The 20705-nt window shown below is 68.3% G+C and carries 12 protein-coding genes and 2 tRNA genes; 6 read left to right on the top strand and 8 right to left on the bottom strand.

The window, feature by feature from the left end; genetic code table 11:
* Positions 1-30: 30 nt before the first annotated feature.
* The 3 genes from C560_RS0117710 to C560_RS0117700 form a co-directional block, all read right to left on the bottom strand.
* Positions 31-1698, bottom strand: coding sequence for a phytoene desaturase family protein (locus C560_RS0117710; RefSeq protein ID WP_026539197.1), 1668 nt, complete (start codon positions 1696-1698; stop codon positions 31-33).
* Between the two features lie 131 nt (positions 1699-1829).
* Positions 1830-1917 (bottom strand) — tRNA-Ser (locus C560_RS0117705).
* Positions 1918-2072: 155 nt separating this feature from the next.
* Positions 2073-4352 carry a prolyl oligopeptidase family serine peptidase gene (locus C560_RS0117700; RefSeq protein WP_026539196.1) on the bottom strand — a complete coding sequence of 760 codons (2280 nt, stop codon included), beginning with the start codon at positions 4350-4352 and terminating at the stop codon, positions 2073-2075.
* 84 nt (positions 4353-4436) lie between these two features.
* On the opposite strand from C560_RS0117700, the gene C560_RS0117695 reads away from it, so the two are divergent.
* The gene (locus C560_RS0117695) at positions 4437-6620 is read left to right on the top strand and encodes an FAD/NAD(P)-binding protein (RefSeq protein WP_026539195.1); all 2184 of its coding nucleotides are present in this window, start codon (positions 4437-4439) and stop codon (positions 6618-6620) included.
* A gap of 274 nt (positions 6621-6894) precedes the next feature.
* On the opposite strand, the gene C560_RS0117690 is transcribed toward C560_RS0117695, so the two are convergent.
* The 3 genes from C560_RS0117690 to C560_RS0117680 all read right to left on the bottom strand — a co-directional run bounded on the left by C560_RS0117690 (position 6895) and on the right by C560_RS0117680 (position 14042).
* Positions 6895-11457 carry an ExeM/NucH family extracellular endonuclease gene (locus tag C560_RS0117690; protein ID WP_026539194.1) on the bottom strand — a complete coding sequence of 1521 codons (4563 nt, stop codon included), beginning with the start codon at positions 11455-11457 and terminating at the stop codon, positions 6895-6897.
* 398 nt (positions 11458-11855) lie between these two features.
* Entirely contained in the window at positions 11856-12659 is an 804-nt protein-coding gene (locus C560_RS0117685) for a VOC family protein (RefSeq protein WP_026266575.1), read from the bottom strand.
* A 123-nt stretch (positions 12660-12782) separates the two neighbouring features.
* Complete coding sequence (locus tag C560_RS0117680; RefSeq protein ID WP_231494387.1) at positions 12783-14042, bottom strand: MFS transporter; 1260 nt, start codon at positions 14040-14042, stop codon at positions 12783-12785.
* Between the two features lie 232 nt (positions 14043-14274).
* Between C560_RS0117680 and C560_RS0117675 the strand changes: the two genes are divergently transcribed.
* A complete protein-coding gene (locus C560_RS0117675; protein WP_026539192.1) occupies positions 14275-15162 on the top strand; it encodes a helix-turn-helix transcriptional regulator in 888 nt (295 codons plus the stop codon).
* A 56-nt stretch (positions 15163-15218) separates the two neighbouring features.
* On the opposite strand, the gene C560_RS23460 is transcribed toward C560_RS0117675, so the two are convergent.
* Entirely contained in the window at positions 15219-15662 is a 444-nt protein-coding gene (locus C560_RS23460) for a hypothetical protein (RefSeq protein ID WP_155855821.1), read from the bottom strand.
* On the opposite strand from C560_RS23460, the gene C560_RS22780 reads away from it, so the two are divergent.
* The gene (locus tag C560_RS22780; protein ID WP_026539190.1) at positions 15655-15978 is read left to right on the top strand and encodes a hypothetical protein; all 324 of its coding nucleotides are present in this window, start codon (positions 15655-15657) and stop codon (positions 15976-15978) included. The genes C560_RS23460 and C560_RS22780 overlap by 8 nt on opposite strands.
* A gap of 302 nt (positions 15979-16280) precedes the next feature.
* On the opposite strand, the gene C560_RS0117660 is transcribed toward C560_RS22780, so the two are convergent.
* Positions 16281-16368: transfer RNA gene (locus tag C560_RS0117660), tRNA-Ser, on the bottom strand.
* A 163-nt stretch (positions 16369-16531) separates the two neighbouring features.
* Here C560_RS0117660 and C560_RS0117655 point away from each other — a divergent pair.
* From C560_RS0117655 to C560_RS0117645, 3 genes are all read left to right on the top strand, one after another.
* Positions 16532-17515 (top strand): NAD(P)H-quinone oxidoreductase, encoded by a 984-nt coding sequence (locus C560_RS0117655; protein ID WP_026539189.1) that lies wholly within the window; start codon positions 16532-16534, stop codon positions 17513-17515.
* A 177-nt stretch (positions 17516-17692) separates the two neighbouring features.
* A complete protein-coding gene (locus C560_RS0117650) occupies positions 17693-18229 on the top strand; it encodes a PadR family transcriptional regulator (protein ID WP_018774236.1) in 537 nt (178 codons plus the stop codon).
* A gap of 180 nt (positions 18230-18409) precedes the next feature.
* Complete coding sequence (locus C560_RS0117645; protein WP_026539188.1) at positions 18410-20704, top strand: carbon starvation CstA family protein; 2295 nt, start codon at positions 18410-18412, stop codon at positions 20702-20704.
* Position 20705 lies beyond the last annotated feature (1 nt).

Raw genomic sequence — 20705 nt, 5'->3', positions numbered from 1 at the left:
TCCACGGTCCGGTTCACCCATTGCGCAGGTTCATCCATTGCGGAGGGGCGGTTCCGATTCCAGCACGGCCATGGCGGCGTTGTGTCCGCCGATGGCACTGACGGCGCCGCCGCGGCGGGCGCCGGAGCCGCAGAGCAGGATCTGCGGATCGTCCGTCGCCACGCCCCAGCGGCGCGCCGGGGTGTCCAGCGGTTCGCCGTCCTCCACGAACGGCCAGTCGAGGCCGCCGTGGAAGATGTTGCCCCGGGGCATCCCGACCGCGCGTTCAATGTCCAGGGTGGTCTTGGTTTCGATGCAGGGCCGCCCGTCCGGATCCGTCAGGAGCAGATCCTCAATGGGTTCGGCCAGGACGGAGTTCAGGGAGGCCAGCACAGCCGCCTGCAGTTCGGCGCGGCGGTCCTCGTTGTTCTCCGCCGTGACCAGCCGGTCCGGGACGTGCAGGCCAAAGACCGTCAACGTCTGGGCGCCGGCGGCCTGCAGCTCCGGGGACAGGATGCTGGGGTCGGTCAGCGAATGGCAGTAGATTTCGCACGGCAGCGGCGAGGGCACGGACCCGGCGGCGGCGGCGCTGTAGGCGGCGTCGAGCTGGGACCAGGTCTCGTTGATGTGGAATGTCCCGCCGAACGCGGCCTCGGGGCTGACGGATTCGTCCAGGAGCCGGGGGAGGCGTTTGAGGAGGAGGTTGACCTTGACCTGCGCGCCCTCGCGGCGATGATTCGGGTTGGGGCCGGCAGCGGCGCTGGCAGAGGCGCCGGCTGAAGTGACGGCTGAAGTGACGGTGGCGGGCCGGTTGCGCAGCCGGTCGAGGACCGCCGGCGCCACATTGGACAACACCCACCGGGCGGAAGACGTGTGGTCCTGCCCGCCGTGGCGGTAGTCCACGGTGCCGCCGGGCCGGACGGCCGTGACGTCCGCGGAGGTCAGGATGGTCGCGCCGGCGTCGCGCGCGGCCCGTTCCAGCTCGCCGGAGACCGCGCCCATGCCGCCGACCGGCACGTCCCAGTCCCCCGTCCCGCCGCCGATCAGGTGGTAGAGGAAGCAGATGTTTTGCTGCAGGTCCGCATCGTCAGCCCGGGCGAAGGTCCCGATCAGCGCATCCGTCAGGACCACACCGCGGACCAGGTCGCTGCCCAGTTCCCGGCTGATCGCCTGTCCGATGGGATGTTCGATCATGGCCTCCCACGCCGCGTCGGCCCCGGCCCGGGCGGCGAGGGCCCGCGCGTCGGACCGCGCCAGCAGCGGCGCGGTCATGGTGGGCCAGAGAGCCTCCGTGAGCTGCCGGCAGGCGGCGTAGAACGCGGTGAAGGCGCCGAACTCGCCGTCGGGAGCGCCGACGGCGGCGAACGACGCGGCCGTGGCGGCCTCGTCCCCGTTGTCCACCAGCAGGGCCCGGCTGCCGTCCGCGGGGTCCGGGGTGTAGGAGGAATAGCGCCGCCGCGCCAGCGTGATGCGCAGGCCGAGGTCGTCGATGATCTGCCGGGGCAGGAGGCTGACGAGGTACGAATAGCGCGAGAGGCGGGCGTCGACGCCGTCGAACGCATGCGCGGATACCGCGGCGCCGCCGGAGTGTTCCAGCTTTTCCAGGACCAGGACGTCCTGCCCGGCCTTGGCCAGGTACGCCGCCGCGGCCAGGCCGTTGTGGCCGCCGCCGACGATGATGGCGTCATACGCACTGATGCTCATGGGGTTGCTCGACATGGGCCTATCCTGCCATCCGGATCCGCCGGCGGGCGTGAGGCGTCCGGCCACCGGACGGGCGGGGCGGCGTCGAGTCGTCGTGGCCTGCCCGGGAACGCAAAAGGCCCCGGTCCGAGGACCGGGGCCAAACGCGGAGACGGGGGGATTTGAACCCCCGGTGGAGTTGTGCCCCACACTTCATTAGCAGTGAAGCCCATTCGGCCGCTCTGGCACGTCTCCAATTGCTATTAACTAGCCAACCAAGGATACGCAGAAGGTGCCACGCAGTGCAAAACGGCCGCTCCAGAACAACACGGGGTCACTTCCGGTCCATGACGGGGCACCGGATGGGCCGGATATGACCCCGCGTTGCCGTCGGCGGCAGGGGCGCGGGATCAGGCCTCCCGGCCGGCCAGGGCACGCCACAGGAAATGCTGGCTGCGGCTCTGCAGGGCCGCGGCCTGCCGGTTGTCCGAGGCCCCCGCGTGGCCGCCCTCGAGGGCTTCGTGGAACCAGACATTGGGGATGCCCATGGCCTGCATGCGGGCCGCCATCTTCCGGGCCTGGACCGGGCCCACCCGGTCATCCGAGGTCGCCGTCCAGATAAACGTCTCCGGGTAGTCCACACCGTCCTTGAGCAGGTGGTACGGGGAGAACGTCTTCAGGAACTCCCACTGCTCAGGCACGTCGGGGTCGCCGTATTCGCCGATCCAGGAATAGCCCGCGGACAGCTTGGTGTACCGGCGCATGTCCAGGAGCGGGACCCCGCAGGACACGGCGCCGAACAGCTCCGGGTACTGCGTGAGCATGTTGCCCACCAGCAGTCCGCCGTTGGAGCCGCCCACGCAGCCGAGCCGCTGACGGGACGTGACGCCGCGGGAGATCAGGTCCTTCGCGACGGCGGCGAAGTCCTCGTACGCCCGGTGGCGGTTGCCCTGCAGCGCGGCGCGGTGCCAGTCCGGCCCGTACTCGCCGCCGCCGCGGATGTTCGCCACCACGTAGACGCCGCCGCGGCGGTGCGTGCCGTCGCCCTCGGCGCCGCTGGACTCAGCGGTGCGCCGCTCCAGCCACGCCCGGCCGATCGCGCCGCTGTATGCCGGCGTCCGCGAAATCTCGAAGCCCCCGTAGCCGGAAAGCTGGGTCGGGTTCTGGCCGTCCAGCACCAGGTCCTTGGCGGCCACCTGGAAGTACGGAATCTTCGTGCCGTCGCTGGAGGCGGCGAAGTGCTGCTGGACTTCGTAGTCGTCCTCGTTGAAGAACGACGGCGAGGTCCGGATCACCTCGTGCGTGCTGGTTACCGATCCGCCGTCGCGGGTGAGTGTCCCGCGGGTCAGGGTGGTCGGCGTCGTGAAGCCGGTGGCCACCAGCCAGAAGTCGTTCCCGGCGCCCGGCGCCTCGCCCTCGGCGACCGAGGTGGCGCCGCCGGTACCGTCGTCGTCCGTGCCCTCGGCGTCGTCCTCGTCATCCACCGCGAAGGCATTGACGTCGTGCAGCGGCGGGCAGGCGTCCAGCACGGTGGCCGCCCATGCGGCGTCCGTGCCCGGGCGCCGCGGATCCAGGACGTGGATTTCCGAGGACACGTCCCGGAGCAGGTTCAGCAGCAGGAAGTCCCGCGTCCAGCTCCAGGACTGCAGGGAGGTGTGCGGATCGGGCGTGAAGAGCACGGCGAGGTCCCGGGAGCCGGCGAGGAAGTCCTCGAACCCGGCCGCGAGCAGGGAGCCCGCCGGGTGGGTGGTGCCGTTGACGGTCCAGTCACGCTGCGGGCGGAACAGCAGCCATTCGCGGTGCGAGCTCAGGTTCACGTCCGCCGGCACGTCGATCTGCACCCACGCACCATCGCGCAGCACCGAGGTGTTCTTCTCGAAAAAACTGATCCAGTCGACGGCAAAGGTGCGTTCGAAGCCCGGAGTCGAGTCGTGGGCCACGATCGCCATCATGTGGTCCTCGGGAATGTCGAAGATCTGCTCAGCCTGCGCCAGGGAGCCGCCGCGGCGCAGCTTTACCCCGGTGCGGGCATAGGACGAGGTGGTCCGCGGCAGGTCCTGGGCGGTGGTGGCGACCAGCAGGGTGTCCCCGTCCAGCCAGGAGGCGTTGCCCTTGCCGGTCGGGAGGTCGAAGCCGCCGTCGGCCGGGTCCACGAAGCCGCGGGCCTCGACGTCGAACTCCCGGTGGCGGTTCGCGTCTCCGCCGTCGGGGGAGAAGGCCAGCAGGGCCCGCCGGTGGGGTTCACCCGGGGCCGGGCGGAGGAAGTTGGCGCCGTGGAAGACCCAGTCTTGGCCTTCGGCGGCGGCGAGGGCGTCGACATCCAGCAGGACATCCCACTGTGGGGTCCCGGCCCGGTAGCTGTCCCAGCTGGTGCGCCGCCACAGGCCCCTGGGGTTATCCCGGTCCTTCCAGAAGTTGTAGTACCACTCGCCGTGCTTGCCCACCATGGGGATCCGGTCGGTGGAGTCGAGGACCTCCAGGATCCGGCCTTCGAGGTCGGCGTAGTCGGCATCCTCGAGGAGCTCCTCGGTGCGGGCGTTCTGTTCACGGACCCACGCCAGCTGCTCCTGGCCGTAGATGTCCTCCAGCCAGATGTTCTCGTCGACAGGTTCGGGGGAAGTCCCTCCAGCCGGGAGGGCGCCGGTGGCCTCGCCGGACGCGGACGGGTGGTCAGCTTCTGTGGTGGTCATTTTCCCATCCAAGAACATCGGTGCGGCAGTGGCAAGTCACACGGAGGGCAAGCCGGCGGCCGGGTTGCCGATACGCTGGATGCCGTGGGCATATCTCGAAGCATCCGGACGGCAGTGATAGGCGCCGGTCCCCGGGGCACGAGCGTGCTGGAACGGCTCCTCGCCAACTGGGCCTCCGCCGGCTCCGCGGGCACCCTGCACATCGACGTGGTCGACCCTTATCCGGCGGGCCCGGGGCACGTCTGGCAGCCCGGACAGTCGCGGCTGTACCTGATGAACACGCAGTCCTTCTATCCCACCGTGGTCCCTGAGGACCCCGAACTCGCGCCACCCCTTGCGGGGCACACGTTCGACCAGTGGCGCGAACGCCAGCAGGCCCACCCGCACCCTTCGCTCACAGACGACGAACGGGCCGAGGTCTCCCGGCTCGGCGAGGCGGACTTCCCCAGCCGGGCCCTTTACGGCCGTTACCTGCGGTCCACCCTCGAGGAACTGCTCACCGTGCTGCCGGCCGGCGTCAGCGTGGATTTCCACGCGGCGACGGCGACGTCCGTCCGCCACACCGCCGCGGGGCCGGCCGCCGCCTCCGTGCTTGCGGCCGCCTCCGGGCCGGCCGGCGCGGAGGAAGCTTCGGTGCGGTTCGACGTCGTGCTCGACGACGGCACCGTGCTTACCGTCGACTCCGTGGTGCTGGCCGTGGGCCACCTCGACGCGCGGCTGAACCCTGAACAGCGGGAGCTGCTTTCCGCGGCGGAAGAACTCGGCCTCCTGTACGTGCCGCCGGCGGCGCCCGCCGACGTCGACTGGTCCCGCGTGCCGGCCGGCAAACCGGTCCTGGTGCGCGGCATGGGCCTGAACTTCTTTGACGTGATGGGACAGCTGACGGAAGGGCGCGGCGGCCGGTTCGTTGCCGGCGAGGACAACGGTGAACTGACGTATCTGCCGTCCGGCCGCGAACCGTTCATCATCGCCGCCTCACGCCGAGGCACCCCCTACCGGGCGAAGGCGACACTCACCGGCTACTACCCCGGAACGGTCCGGTTGCGCTACTGCACCGAGGACGCGATCGCGAAGTTCGCCGGCTCCGGAATCCGGCCCTCCTTCGACTACGACCTCTGGCCGCTCCTGCACCGGGACGCGCTCTGGGCCTACTACTCCACGCTCGCGCGCTCGCAGCCCGAGGCCATCCTGACCGAACCGGCCGAGTTCCTGCGCGCCCTGGACGAGTCCTTGCGGCCGCACGCGCATTCGACCGCCAAGTGGGAGCACACCGCGGAATCGGTGATTGCCGTTCATGTCCGGGCCGCCCACCGCCTGGACCTGCTCGGCCTCGCGGCGCCCCTGGCCGGGCGCTCGTTCGACTCCAGAGCCGAACTGGACGCCGCCGTCGTCGAGTACCTGCTCGACGACGCCCGGCGCTCGGCCCTGGGCGAGGACGACCCCGTGAAAATGGCGATCGGCGCGCTGCACCACGGCCGGGCAGTGCTCAAGACCGCCGTGGCCGATAGCGGCATCACGGACGAATCCTGGGTCGCGGGCCTCCGGGGCTGGTTCGAATCATTCGTGGAAGGCCTGGCGAGCGGGCCGCCGGCGCTGCGCTCCGCGCAGCTTGCGGCACTGGCGCGGGCGGGAATCGTGCGTTTCGTGGGCCCGGACCCCAAGTTCGGCGTGAATCGCCGGGCCCGGACATTCACCGCGGCGTCGCCGTGGGTGGGCGGCGGTACGGATGAAAGCGCCGACGGCGGGGCCGAAGGTGCCGCAATGGAGCCTGCCGGCATCGGTGGTGCCGCCGCGGGCGGTGCAGGGGTCCGCGGTTTTGTGGGCAGTGCCGGCGTGATCGGTGCCGCGTCGGGGACGGCGAATGCGGGTGCGGTGAGGGCGCGGATGGAGAACGCAGTGGCGGGCGCCGTGTCCGCGGCAGCGATGATCGAGGCGCTGGCCCCGGCCAACCGCGTGGCCGTCAACTCCTCGCCCCTGTTGGAACAGTTGCTCGCCGAGGGGCTGGTGCGGCCGCGCCTCATGATGACCGTGGAGGGGACCCCGGTACAGACCACCGGGCTGGACGTCGTCCCGCATCCGTACCGGACGCTGGGTGCCAACGGGTCCGTGACACCAGGGCTGTACGTGCTCGGGCTCCAGCTCTCCGCCACGCAATGGGGCACGGCCATCGCCGCCGAGGCCCGGCCGAAGACCGGCCCGGTCTACCGCAGCGGCCAGCGCACCCTGCGCGACGCCGACGAGATCGCCCGCGACATCCTGGACCACTAGGCCGCCCCGCTGCCGCTCAGGAGTGGGCATGCCCTCCGCTCGCCCGACCCTCAAGAATGGACATGCCCTCCCTTGGGGCCGGGCCGTGGACATGTGGTGCATATGTCCAGTGCTGCGGGCCAGGGGTGGGCATGCCCAGTGGCTCGCCTGTTTCCAAGAATGGACATGCCCTCCCTTGGGGCCGGGCCGTGGACATGTGGTGCATATGTCCAGTGCTGCGGGCCAGGGGAGGGCATGTGCCGTGGTGCGGGACCAGGGCGTCCGGGCTAAGGCATCAGCCCTTGAGGCACTTCCGGTAGGCGGCCATGGCTGTCCCGTAGTTCACCTGGCCCACGACATCCCCGGGCCTGGTCGGCTTGACCGGCGGCGTGCACTTCGGCGGGACGGGGACGCTGGCCGCGACCTTCACCGCCGTTTTTACCACCGTGCCGGATTCGACGGCGGTGAGCACCAGGGTGCCCGTGCCGGCGGCGGCGCCGGCGGGGACCGACACGCTCACCGTGGCGGCGCCGGCGGTCACCGGTACCGTGCCCAGGGCCGTCACGGTGCCGGCAGCGTCCGTGAATTCTGCGCGCAGCGAGGCATTCACCGGGCTGCCCAGCGAGGTGAGGTCCAGCTTCGAAACCGCCAGGGTGATGGGTTCGCCGCCCTTGACCTCGGCCGCCGTCGTGTTCACGACGGCCACGGAGCGGCGGGCGAAGTCCGGCGAGACCGGGTTGTGGCCCTGCAGGTACTTGATCCACGCGTCGCGGTCCACGAGTCCGGAGTCCTTGGTGCCGGTGCCTTCCTTGAAGATGCGGAAGTTGTCGCCGCCGGTGGCCAGGAAGTTGAATGTCCCGATCCGGTAGGGTTTCGCCGGGTCGATCAGTGCACCGTTGACCCGGATCGAGGTGATCCGGTCACCGGCGGCACGGGCGGCGTCGTAGGTGTAGTTCACGTTCTTGGACAGGCCCAGCTGCTGGTAGGCGCGGCTGGGGACCGTGCCGTCCGGGTTGGTCTGCCACTGCTGCTCCAGCAGGGTCTTGAACTGCGCGCCCGTGAGCGACGTGGTCCACAGATTGTTCACGAACGGCAGCACCGCGTTGGCCTCGGCGTACGTGATGGTGCCGTCAGGTGCGTAGTACAGCTCGTTGCGCAGGCCGCCCGGGTTGACGACGCCGATTTCGGCGGCGCCGAGGTCCGGAGCCTTCAGCGCATCCACCAGGGAGTCCGCCACCAGGTTGCCGAGGGTGGACTCGCTGGCCCGGTCATCGCGCACGGCCGGGGAACCGGCGAACGCCGTCGTGATGTCCGCGGTGACCTTGCCGACCGGCTGGTTGCCCACCACGGCGGCGTCGGCCAGGGCCTTGTCCACGATGGCCTTGACGGCCGCGACCCGCGGGTAGGCGGCCACGAGATCGGCCGCGGGCTGCGCGGCACTCGTGGTGCGCTGGACGTTGCCGGCCTTGTACCCGGTCACCGCCATGGTCTTGGTGTCGATGGTCAGCTGGATCTGGCCGATGAACTCGCCGTAGTTCCCGGTCTGGACGATCGGGCGGGTCTTGCCCGTGGGCTGGCCCGCCGCATCCAGGACGGGGGCGTCCCAGGCGTACTGCTTGTGGGTGTGGCCGTTGAAGATCGCCGCCACATCCGGGGTGACCTTCTGGACCATCTTGGCGAAGGGGCCGCCGGCGGCAATTTCCTGCTCCAAAGTGGCGCCTTCGGGTGCGCCTGACCCGGCGCCGTCGTGGTTCTCCACGATGATGACGTCGGCGAGCTTGTCCGCCTTGATCTTTGCCGCGACCCGGTTGATCGCGTCGACGGGGTCACCGAACTCAAGGTCCGCGATGCCCGACGGCGTGACCAGGGACGGCACTTCCTGCGTGACCGTGCCGATCACGGCGACTTTGACGCCGTTCATGTCCAGGACCGTGTATTCCGGCAGGACCGGCGTGGTGGTGCCCTTCGCATAGACGTTGGCGCCCAGGTACGGGAACTTGGCGTTGGTCCCGCCGGCGGTGACGCGGTCGCGCAGGTCAGCCCAGCCGCCGTCGAACTCGTGGTTGCCCACCGCGGAAGTGCGCAGCTCCAGCGCGTTCAGCACGTCGATGGTCGGCTGGTCCTTGGCGATGGCCGAGGCGAAAAGGGAGGCGCCGATGTTGTCGCCGGCCGAAATGAACGCAGTGGCGCCCGGGGCGGCAGCGGCGCGCAGCTTCTCGATGGTCCCCGCGAAGAACACGGTGTTGGAGTCGATGCGGCCGTGGAAGTCGTTGATGCCCAGGAAGTTCAGCTCCACGCTGGCCGGGGTGACGGGCAGGTCCAGGCCCACCACCACCGGATCGTGGTCGCTGGCCCGGAACTGGTCCGGAGCGTAGTAGTCGGTGACGTTGTTGTTGTAGCGGCTGTACTCCAGGGCCACGGACTCCACGGAGTTGATGTTCCAGATGTCCGCGCCGGTGACGGCGGCGTTGGCCGCCGGCGAGGCGAGGATGTGGTCCAGCGAGCCCACGAGGCCGCCGAACAGGTAGGAATGCTTGGCGGAACCGTCGGCGTTTGTCGCCTTCTCGTCCTGGTTGACGTACCCGGCGCCCGTGAGGACGTTGATCGGGTCCTCCTTGGCGTAGGAGTTGAAGTCGCCGATCAGGAAGACCTTGTCGGTGCCCTTGGACTTCTGCAGTTCGTCGGAAAACGCCAGCAGGGACTTGGCCTGGGCGGTGCGGGCGAGGTTAGAGGCGCCCTGGCCCTTGTCGGTGTCCTCCGGTGTGGCGGCGGAACCCTTGGACTTGAAGTGGTTGGCGATCGCAATGAATTTCTTGTCATCCGCGGCGCCCACGGGCTTGAAGACCTGGGCCATCGGCTTGCGGGCGCTCGCGAAAGCGACCGTGTCGTTGTGGATGACGGACTCGCCGATCGGTTCGGCGGCAGCCTTCTTATAGATAAACGCGGTGCGGATCATGTCCTCGTCGGCCAGCGGGGGTGCGTTGGCGGGCGTGCGGACGTAGTCCCAGATCCCCGGTGTGGCGATGTTCAGGGCATCCACCAGCTTGGCGAGCGCGTCGTCCCGGGTCTTGCCGAACTGGGCCGAGTTTTCGACCTCCATCAGGGTGACGACGTCGGCCCCGGACTTGGAGATGGCGGCGACGATCTTGTCCTGCTGCCGCTTGAGGTTCTCGGCGTTCGCGGCGCCGCGGACATCGCAACCGCCCTTGACCGTGATGGGGTTGCCGTCCCGGTCCGGGTAGAACGTGCAGCCGGCCACCTGGTCGCCGGTGGTGGGGAAGTAGTTCAGCACATTGAAGGAGGCGAGCTTGAGGTTCCCGCCAACGGGGGCCGGGGTCTCGGCCCGGGTGGCGCCGAAGCTGGCCGGCTGCACCGTGTCCGCGTTGGCCGCCGTCAGCTGGGTCAGGGGCTGGAACTTCCAGGCGCTGTTCGCGTAGCTGAGCACCACGTTCGTTTTGAACGTCACCGGCGCCCCGACCCGGACGTGATCGGCCGTGGTCAGGTACGGGAGCACCTGGGCCTTGGTGGCGGCGTCCTTGAGGAAGTTCGTGGTGGCGCCGTCGTCGAGCTTGATGCCGCGGGCGGTATTCGCCGCGACCGTGGCGGTGTACTCCGCGGAGCCGAAGGGCGCGACGGCGGTGGGCTGCTCCAGCGCGGTGGTGCCGCCAGCCAGGCCGATCTCGCCGTACTGGTTCAGCGAGAAGTTGTCAGCGACGGTAACCGGGCCCTGCGGGGCGAGCAGCATGCCCTCCAGGGATTCGCGGAACGCCTCGTCGGCGGGGAGGGCGAAGCCGGTGGCTTTGACCTCGGGGGCGGCCTCGGTGAGCTTCTTCAGATCGGCCGCCGCGGCGACGGTCAGCTGCGTCATGCCGAAGAATTCGCTGACGGCGCCGGTGAGTTCGACGTAGTCGCCGATCCTGACGGAGTCGACCGTGGACGGCGAGTAGACGAACACCGCGTCCGACGCCGCGTGGTTGGCGGGCGTGAGATCGCCGCCAGTGCCGGGGGTCTGGACGTAGTAGCCGGCGAAGCCGCCGGTGGGGAACGTCGCGGTGACGCGGCCACGCGTGGTGACGGAGGATCCTGCCAGCGGGCTCGCGGCGCCGGTGCCCTGGATTTCGGCGATGGTCTTGCTGGCGGGGGGAGTGCCCGGGTCCACGGGCGGGTCCAGGGGCGGATCCACGGGGCCCGCGGCGCCATTGGCGATCTTCGGCGTGATGGCTGCGTTAAGGGTGACGTCAGCGGCGTTGTTGTTGGTGTCCGCGCCGCTGCTGCGGTTCAGGCTCTTGACGTCGGTGTTGCCCGACGGCGCAGCGGCTGCCTGGGCCTCGAAGGTGTTGGAGGTGCCGTAGCCGAGGAGGTCCGCGACGTTGGCCGGTTCGATCACCGAGCCCGTCGGCAACGGGTTGAGCGCGGCGGCCTGTTTGGCCAGCACGATCGTGCCGCCGCCGCCGGCCGGGTTGAAGCCCGTGGCGGTGGCGTCGGCAGCCGGCAGTTCGGCGCCGGCCGTGCCGTTGCTGCCGCCCTTGAGCAGGTAGTAGCCCTTGGCGGGAATGCTGCCGGCCAGGGCTGCCACTGAACTCGGTGCCCCGGTGCCTGGGGCTGAGCGGTACTGGAGACTCCAGCCCTCCAGCGAGACCGGCGTGTCGGAGCCGTTGTACAGCTCGACAAACTTGTTCTTGAAGGCCGCGCCGGAACTGCCGCCGCTGAGGTAGGCCTCGTTGATGACCACCGGCGAGGTTCCGGTTGCCGCCGGCGAGGGTTCCGTGGCATTAGCCGGCACGGCCGCCAGTGGGGCTGCGATCAGCGCCGCCGCCAGTGCTGTGCCCAGCGCTGTTTTCCAGGGTGTTTGTTTCATCCGCTCTGACTCTCATTAGGGTGCCCCGGGTAAAGGGCGGTGCAGTTAATAGGCAGGGTGCAGGGCGTCCGCAGGGTGCAGCGGACAGTGGCCGGCCAGAACTCCTGGTCAAGTCGTGCCGGGCCGATCCAAACAGGGGTGAATGAACAACGTATGGACTACACGTGCATTCGGCGGGACGTCCCCCAGCGGGACGCGCCGCAGCCTTCCCGGAGCGGCTCGAAAGCCCCGGGAAATGGTGACTGGTGATGCGGGTGAGCGGTGTCCGGGTGCCTCCACCGGACGCTCCACAGCAGAATACCGGCCAGTAGCCCTTGGGGAAGGGTCTGGCCGGTATTTCCTACAACAATTTTTGTAATTAGGTGGGAAGAGCTTCGGGGCCTTTGCCGGTTAGGCAGTTAGGCGTCCGTGGCGGACTGCCCGCCCTGTCCGGTGTCAGCCACGATCTTGAACATCGCGCCGGTGGGGTCAGCCAGCGTCGCGAGCCTGCCGAACGGAGTGTCGTCCGGCCCGTCAATCACCTTGGCGCCGAGGGACACTGCCGTCTCGATGGAGGCATCGGCGTCGTCCACGGCGAAGTAGACCTGCCAGTTGGACGGGACCTCGGCGGGGAGGTAGGCCGACGCGTCCATGATCCCGGCCTTGGCCGCCGGGCCTGCGCCCAGGGTGGTGTAGCGGAACTCCGGGGTGTCGCTCATGACGTCGGTGTCCCAGCCGAACACGTCCTGGTAGAACTTGACGGCACCGGCGTAGTCCTTGGCGTGGAGCTCGTGCCACGCCGGGGCGCCGGGCTCGGCCGCCAGCTCATAGCCCTTCATCTCAGCCGGCTGCCACACGCCGACCGACGCGCCCGTGGCGTCGGCGATCATGGCCATGCTGCCCTGTTCGGGGACGTCCATGGGCGCCATGTAGACCTGGCCGCCGTGTTCCGTTGCAGCCTTGACGGTGGCAGCCGCGTCCTCCGAGCGCAGGTACGTGGACCACATGTCCGGCCAGGCGGCCTGATCCTCCTGCTTCTGCATCAGGCCGGCGACGGACTTGCCGTCCTTCCAGGCAGTGATGTAGCCACCATATTTTGCTTCGTCGCCGGTCTGGTACGTCCAGCCGAACAGCGCACCGTAGAACGACTTGGCCTTTTCAGCATCGGATGTCATGAGGTCGATCCAGCATGGTGCGCCGTTGGAGTGCTCGGGTGTGGGCATGGAAGCTCCTGCTCTCGGTGGCGGCCGTTGACGTGCGGCCGCCGGACTCTGGTTTGTGGTGGAGACGGGGTGGAGACACAGAGAGACTATGACGGGGCACCGACAGTTTCAATGCATAGCCGGTCAGAGCCGGCGCGGGAATGCCGAGCGCCGGCCGTACAGGGTGAGCAGCAGGGCAGTGATGCCGAGGGCGATCATGACGACCGGGAGCACCAGCCCGTCGAATGGCGTCAGGAGGAGCGCACCGAGAATGCCCGCGCCGAAGATGGCCAGGTTGAAGGCCACCGGGAGGAATGCATTCGCGACGTCGGCGTTGTCGCCTCCGGCGGTGGTGAGGGGTCCCTGGACTTGGGCTGAAGCGCCGCCGAAGGTAAGGCCCCAGAGCGCGGCGGCGATCAGGATGGCCATTGCCGATGCATGTCCGATCAGCAGAATGAGTCCGGAAGCGACGAACACGGTGACGCTGAGGTGAAGGAGGGGCCTCGGATGGCGGTCCAGCAGCGCGCCGGTGACGGCGACCCCGACGACGGACGCAATGCCGTAGACCAGCAGGACCAGGCTGGCGGAGAGGCCGGTGTCGGTGGCCCGGAGGTAGGGGGCGATGTAGGTGTAGATGGTGCTGTGGGCGAGCATCCAGGCGACGATGACGGCCAGGATGATGGCGACGCCGGGGATTCTGATCACCCGACCCAGCGGGAGCTGTGACGCTCGCGGTTGGCCGGCGGCGTCGGGGACGCATCCGAGGATCAGCGCAGCCACGATGACCCCGAGGACGGACAGGGCACCGAAAGACCAGCGCCAATCAAAAGCTGTTCCGATCCAGGCGCCGAGTGGGGTGCCGAACGCGAATCCGAGGGGCGCCCCGGTGGACACGATGGCCAAGGACAGCCCTGCGTGCCGGGGCGGGCTGATGCGGCGCCCGTAAGCGGCGAGCATTCCCCAGATGATTCCCGAGAACGCGCCCGCAACGAATCGTGACACCAGTGACAACGTCACATCGGGTGAGACTGCGGTGACCGTGGTGGCAAGCACGAGACCGGCGATACCGCCAAGCAGCAGCGGCTTTCTTCGCATGCCACGCGTCAGCATGATCGCGGGGATGGTGACGACGACCGTTCCAAGGGCGTACGCGCTGACCAGCAGACCCACCGTACCTTCGCCGGTGTGGAGGCCGGCGGCAATGACAGGAAGCAGGCCGGCGGGCATCGTCTCGGTGGCGACGAGGATAAATCCCATGGCGGCCAGGACCACGAGTGCGGTCAGGGGCAGTCTTTGCCGTGCATGGTCTTCTCGAGCGCTGTCCTCTGGTTCGCTGTCCTCTAGTATGCCGTCGCCTAATGCACTGGCTGCCTGTGCCGGTATCCGGGTGGGGGCGGTCGTCATGCGGTTCCTTTCGTGCGTGGCGGGAATGCCTCAGCGTTGGGGTTGGTCAAGCGCGGCTGCGCAGCCACAGGAAGTGGCGCCCCGCCCGACGGCGTCGACCGTTCCGCAGGCCGGGAAGCACTGCTCAACCCTCCGGCCAGTCAAGCCCGATTTCCGCGGGCGGGGGAGTCCCCGATGAGACGTGTACCGGGAGGGAACCCCTCGTTCGGCCGCAGCGATTTACCCTTGATGCATGGATAACCGGGGTGAAGTGCGTGAGTTCCTGATGTCGCGCCGTGCACGACTTACGCCGGAAGAAGCGGGCCTCGCGGCAGGCTCGAACCGACGGGTGGCCGGATTGAGGCGCAGCGAGGTTGCGGTCCTCGCCGACGTCAGCGTGGAGTATTACGCCAAGCTGGAGCGCGGTTCGATCGCCAGTGCGTCCTCGTCCGTGCTCGAATCCATCTCCCGTGCCCTCCGGCTTGACGACACCGAGCGTGCCCACTTGTTCGACCTGGCCCGCGCCGCAGACGGCGTCCCGACCTCTGGGCGGTCGCGCAAGCGCCCGACCGCCCAGTCCGGGGCGCGTCTGAGCCTGCAGTGGGCGCTGGAAGCGATCACCGAGGGCGTCGCATTCGTCCGCGACCCGTACCAGAACCTGCTCGCGACGAACGCGTTGGGCCGGGCGTTCTACTCCCCGGTGATCGGGGACGGCGGCCGAACCCCGAACCTGGCGCGGTTCCAGTTCCTCGACCCCGCCTCGCGCGATTTCTACCCCGATTGGGACTTGTTCGCTGAGATGTGCGTCGGCATCATGCGCGCTGAAGCCGGCCGCGACCCCCACGACCGCACCATGCAGGACCTGGTCGGCGAACTGTCGACCCGCAGTGAGACGTTTCGGACACTGTGGGGCGCCCATAATGTGCGCACCCACGGGTCCGGCACCAAACGCTTTCACCATCCCGTGGCCGGCGAACTCACGCTGGCATACGAGGAACTTGCGATCACCGCGGAGCCGGGACTGGTCCTCTTGGTCTACACCGCCGAGCCGGGCTCGCCCTCAGCCGAACGGCTGCACCTACTGGCCAGCTGGAGTGCAGGCGAAGACGCCACCACAGAACGGCGCCGGGCAACCAGCTGACGGGCGGGCACGTTCCGTGCCCGCCGGAGAGCGTGTTACCCGGCGCCGGAGTTGCCTTAAACGTAGTTCAGGCTGATGAGCAACGCCTTAAGCTGGGCGTATTGGTCGGTTGCCATCCAGGCTTTAGCGGCGGCCCGGGTCGGGAACGCGGGGTTGTTGAAAAGTACACTCGTGGTGAGCCCGCCGTTCCCCGTTGCCAGGAGCCCGCAGCTTGAGGTGACGCCTTTGCCGTGCTCCAGGTATCGAGGATCGCGGAGACCCATTCCGTAAAAATCGCGGGTCGACGAGGATTCCACGGCAAATCCAAAAACAGGTTTAGTGCCGTCCGGTGCGGTCATTCCCGGAGCCTGCACCGTGTCGAACACTTCGCGGGAGGTTGGCGCAGCTGCACAACCGGTTATGAAGCCATTTTGTAGTGAGAGCAGATCGTTGCCGGCGCCGTCGGAAACGATCGCTTCAACGCCGGGGACGGTTCGGGCAGGCGGGAGGACCGTGCGCACCGTCCAGGCCGACGGATACGAGAAGGAAATGTGGCCATCCGGGAAAGTGAACGTCTTCCGCGCGGCAGCTGCAGGCTTCGCTGACGGGGCGGACACCGCCACCGGGGGTGCCGTGCTGGCCGTCGGTGCCACCGGTGCCGCGCTGGCGGACGGTGCCGGCGTGGCGGCTGGTGCGGCCGTCACGGTCGGCGCGGATGCAGTCGTGGCCCCGGCGGTCGAGCGCGGAGCGGCAGCGGCTGGATCAGTTCCTGGCTGTGATGCACATCCGGCAAGGACGAGGCTGAGCGCAATGCCCGCCATTGTGACGTGCGAATAAGACCCGGTGCGGTTGAAACCCACTTTTTTGTTCCCCCAATATTTGCGACGGCGGGGTGAATATCCCGCTCGAGACCTCAGTATCAGGGACGCGGCCGGACATTACTGTCAGGCCTGAAAAGACGGTGCAGAACCGTTACATTGGGCTGCCATTCGGCCGCCAACACGGCCACCATTCACAGCTGATGATTCTGAACCCGGTCAGGAGTTTCACGCCGGGCCGGGAGACGAGTAAGGCCGGCCGGAACGATCTTTCGATCGCCCCGGGCCGGCCTCTAGAACCGCGCCAACTCGGCGCTCCCGCGGAAGGTAAGAGATTCGAACTCTTGGTACGGGGTCACCGCACACTGGTTTTCAAGACCAGCTCCATCGGCCGCTCGGACAACCTTCCCTAACGAGTAGTCTTTCATAGGCAGTCGGCTGCCACAAAAACCATAAACACGTCGCGCTTGCGGACGTGTGCAGCTCCCCGCCATATTCTGGGGAGTGATGTTGATCGGACCTGGCGATCGCGGCGAACGTGCGCGGAGCCAGTTAGGAATCGGGAGTGCTCCATGAAGGCTGTCTATATCTCAAAGCCCGGCGGACCCGAGGTCCTGGAAGTCCGTGAGGTCCAGGCCCCGGTGGCCGGCCCCGGCGAGGTGCTGATCGACGTCGTGGCCGCGGGACTTAACCGTGCCGACGTCCAGCAGCGCAGGGGCTTCTACCCGCCGCCCCCGGGCGCCTCCGAGATCCCCGGGTTGGAGGTCTCCGGCCGGATTGCAGGGTTCGGCCCGGGCGTGACCAAGGCGTTTTCCGTGGGGGACAAGGTGGTGGCGCTGCTCGCCGGCGGCGGCTATGCCCAGCAGGTGGCCGTGCCCGCGGGCCAGGTCCTGAGGATCCCCGACGGCGTGGATCTGGTCACGGCGGCATCGTTGCCCGAGGTCGCGGCGACGGTCTATTCCAACCTGATCATGACGGCGCAGCTGCAGCCGGGCGAAACGGTCCTCATCCACGGAGCCACGGGCGGCATCGGCACCATGGCCATCCAGCTTGCCAAGGCCATGGGCGCACGGGTTGCCACGACGGCCGGGAACGCGGAAAAAGTCGGCACCGCCAAGGCCTTCCTCGGGGCGGACATCGCGATCAACTACGCGGAGGAGAGTTTCCCGGCGAGCCTGCGCGCGCAAAACGGCGGCAAAGGCGCGGACGTCATCCTCGACGTCGTCGGGGCCAAGTACCTCGAACAGAACATCGATGCGCTCGCCGACTACGGACGCCTCGTGGTGATCGGGCTGCAGGGCGGCGCGAAGGCGGAACTGGACCTGGGCCAGCTGCTGCGGAAGCGGGCCGCCATCATCGCCACCGCGCTGCGTCCCCGCCCGGTCGAGGAAAAGACCGTGATCATGAACGCCGTCCGCGACGCCGTGTGGCCGATGCTGACCGACGGCAGGATCAGGCCCCTCGTGGCCAAGACCTTCCCGCTGGACCAGGTCGCCGCCGCACACGCCTATTTCGATTCCGGCGACCACGTGGGCAAGGTCTTGCTGGTCATGTAGCGGGAAGCCGGATCCGGCTGAAACCGCAGGTCGGGGCCTACTTATTCCGGTCGGAGCATGCAATGTTTTGCGGCCGGGGCAACAATGACGATAACGTAGGTCCATACGCGGTATACACGCGTCTTGGGGCGCGTGTATGCTGTGTGATTTCGTGAATTCGCGATTCCGGGGGGCGCCATGTCTATCCGTCACAGTCTCCTCGCCCTCTTGCAGGACCGCCCGCGCTACGGCTATCAGCTCAGGACCGAATTCGAGGACCGCACCGGATCCTCCTGGCCGCTGAACATCGGGCAGGTCTACACCACCCTGGACCGGCTGGAACGCGACGGGCTGGTCCGCAAAGACGGCGGCGACGGCGACGGGCATGTCATCTACAGCATCACGACGGCCGGCCGGACTGAAGTCGGCGCCTGGTTCATGGCCCCGGTGTCCCGCGCGAATCCGCCCCGGAATGAGCTGGCCATCAAGCTCGCCCTCGGCCTGACGATTCCCGGGACCGACGTCGGCGCCATCATCCAGGCACAGCGGGCGGTATCCATCCGGGCGCTGCAGGACTACACCAAGTCCCGTCGCGACACGGCCGCGCTCCAGCGCCCGGCCGACACCGCCCGGCTCCTCGTGCTGGACTCCCTCATCTTCCAGACCGAAGCCGAAGTGCGCTGGCTGGACCTCTGCGAGGCCCGCCTCATGCAGCTCAGCAACCTCCAGGCGTAGCCCGGCCGACCGTTCGTCGCGCAATCCCCACCGCCGGGCGCAGGACTGCCGCCCGGGGCCGCCCGCATTGGTAGGGTGCGGGGGGCAGTTCTGTACCGGTGGACTGCCCGTTGGGTTTCTCAAGGAGGAGACATGGGCACAATGCCAGATGGCACACAAGGCGACAGTACGCACGGGAGCATGCGAGGCGCCAGCACGCACGGCACCGCACAACTCGACGACGGGGTCGTTCCGGACCCGTCCCTCCCGCCGACGTCGGTGGATGAGTCCGTCCGCGACGCCGCGGACCGCACCTGGACGCCCGCCAAGATCGCGCTGTGGGCGGCCATCGCGCTGCTGGGCGGCGTCGCCTGGTTCATGCTCGCAATCGTCCGCGGCGAGACCGTCAACGCCATCTGGTTTGTTTTCGCGTCGGTCTGCACCTACCTGATCGGCTACCGCTTCTACTCCAAGGTCATTGAGCGTTACCTGACCAAGCCCAATGACCGCCGGGCCACCCCTGCCGAATACAAGGCCGACGGCAAGGACTACGTCCGCACGGACCGCAACGTCCTCTTCGGCCACCACTTCGCCGCCATCGCCGGCGCCGGCCCCTTGGTTGGCCCGGTCATCGCGGCCCAGATGGGCTACCTGCCCGGCACGATCTGGATCATCATCGGCGTCGTCCTTGCCGGTGCCGTCCAGGATTACCTCATCCTGTTCTTCTCCATGCGCCGCGGCGGCCGTTCCCTGGGCCAGATGGCCCGCGAGGAACTCGGCGTCATCGGCGGCACGGCCGCCCTCGTCGCGACCCTGCTCATCATGGTGATCATCGTCGCCATCCTGGCCCTGGTGGTTGTCAACGCCCTCGGCGAGAGCCCCTGGGGCGTCTTCTCGGTGGGCATGACCATCCCGATCGCCCTCTTCATGGGCGTGTACTTGCGCTTCATCCGGCCGGGCAAGGTCATGGAGGTGTCCCTGATCGGTTTCGTGCTGCTCATGGCCGCCATCATCGGCGGCGGTGCCGTGGCGGGCACCGAATGGGGTGCCGCGTTCTTCCACCTGGACAAGGTCACCATCGCGTGGGGCCTCATCGTCTACGGCTTCATCGCAGCAATCCTGCCCGTGTGGCTGCTCCTGGCCCCCCGCGACTATCTCTCCACGTTCATGAAGATCGGCGTGATCGTGATGCTGGCCCTGGCCATCATCGTGGTCCGCCCGGAAATCACCGTGCCGGCCTTCAGCGAGTTCGCCGGCCGGGACAACGGTCCGGTGTTCTCCGGCGCCCTCTTCCCGTTCCTGTTCGTCACAATCGCCTGCGGCGCACTGTCCGGGTTCCACGCACTGATCGCCTCCGGCACCACGCCGAAGCTGATCGAGAAGGAGCGCCAGACGCGCCTGATCGGCTACGGCGGCATGCTCATGGAGTCCTTCGTGGCCATCATGGCCCTCGTGGCCGCAATCTCCATTGACCGCGGCATCTACTTCGCCATGAACGCCCCTGTGGCGCTGACCGGCGGGACCGTCGAGACCGCGGCCGCGTGGGTCAACAGCCTGGGCCTGTCCGGCGTCAACATCACGGCCGGTGATCTCGCGCAGACGGCCAAGGACGTGGGGGAGCAAAGCATCGTTTCCCGCTCGGGCGGGGCGCCCACCCTCGCCGTCGGCCTTGCCCACATCATGCAGCAGTTCATCGGCGGCACCGCGATGATGGCTTTCTGGTACCACTTCGCCATCATGTTCGAGGCCCTCTTCATCCTCACGGCCGTCGACGCCGGCACCCGCGTTGCCCGCTTCATGCTCCAGGACTCGATCGGCAACTTCGTTCCGAAGTTCAAGGAGCACTCCTGGCGCCCGGGCGCCTGGCTCTGCACTGCCATCATGGTGGCCGCCTGGGGCGCGGTCCTGCTGATGGGCGTCACCGACCCGCTGGGCGGCATCAACACCCTGTTCCCGCTGTTCGGGATCGCCAACCAGCTGCTCGCGGCCATCGCCCTCTCGGTCTGCCTGGCCATTGCTGCCAAACGCACCGCCCCGAAGTACCTGTGGATTGTCGCGGCGCCGCTGGCGTTCGCCGCCGTCGTGACCATCACGGCGAGCTTCTACAAGATCTTCTCGCCCGTTCCGGCCGTGGGCTACTTCGCCAACAATGCTGCCTTCACCAAGGCGCTGGCGGACGGCAAGACGTCCTTCGGCACCGCCAAGACCCAGGCCGCCATGGAGGCCGTGGTCCGCAACACGATGATCCAGGGATGGCTCTCGATCGTCTTCGTGGTGCTGAGCATCATCGTCATCATTACGGCAGTAATGGCAACAATCAAGGCCCTGCGGAACACGGCCGCGGGGCTGCCCAACGCCGAGAACGAAGACCCCGCGCAGGCTTCCCGCGTCTTCGCCCCGGCAGGGTTTGTCCCCACGGCGGCGGAGCGTGACCTCGCGGCCGCGTGGAACCAGCTCCCGGCCGGAGAGCGGCTCGAAAAGTCCGGGCACCACTGAT

Source organism: Arthrobacter sp. 9MFCol3.1 (assembly GCF_000620385.1).
Taxonomy (GTDB): domain Bacteria; phylum Actinomycetota; class Actinomycetes; order Actinomycetales; family Micrococcaceae; genus Arthrobacter.
The sequence above is the reverse complement of the archived record's forward strand: the minus strand, read 5'-3'. Positions and strand labels throughout refer to the sequence as shown.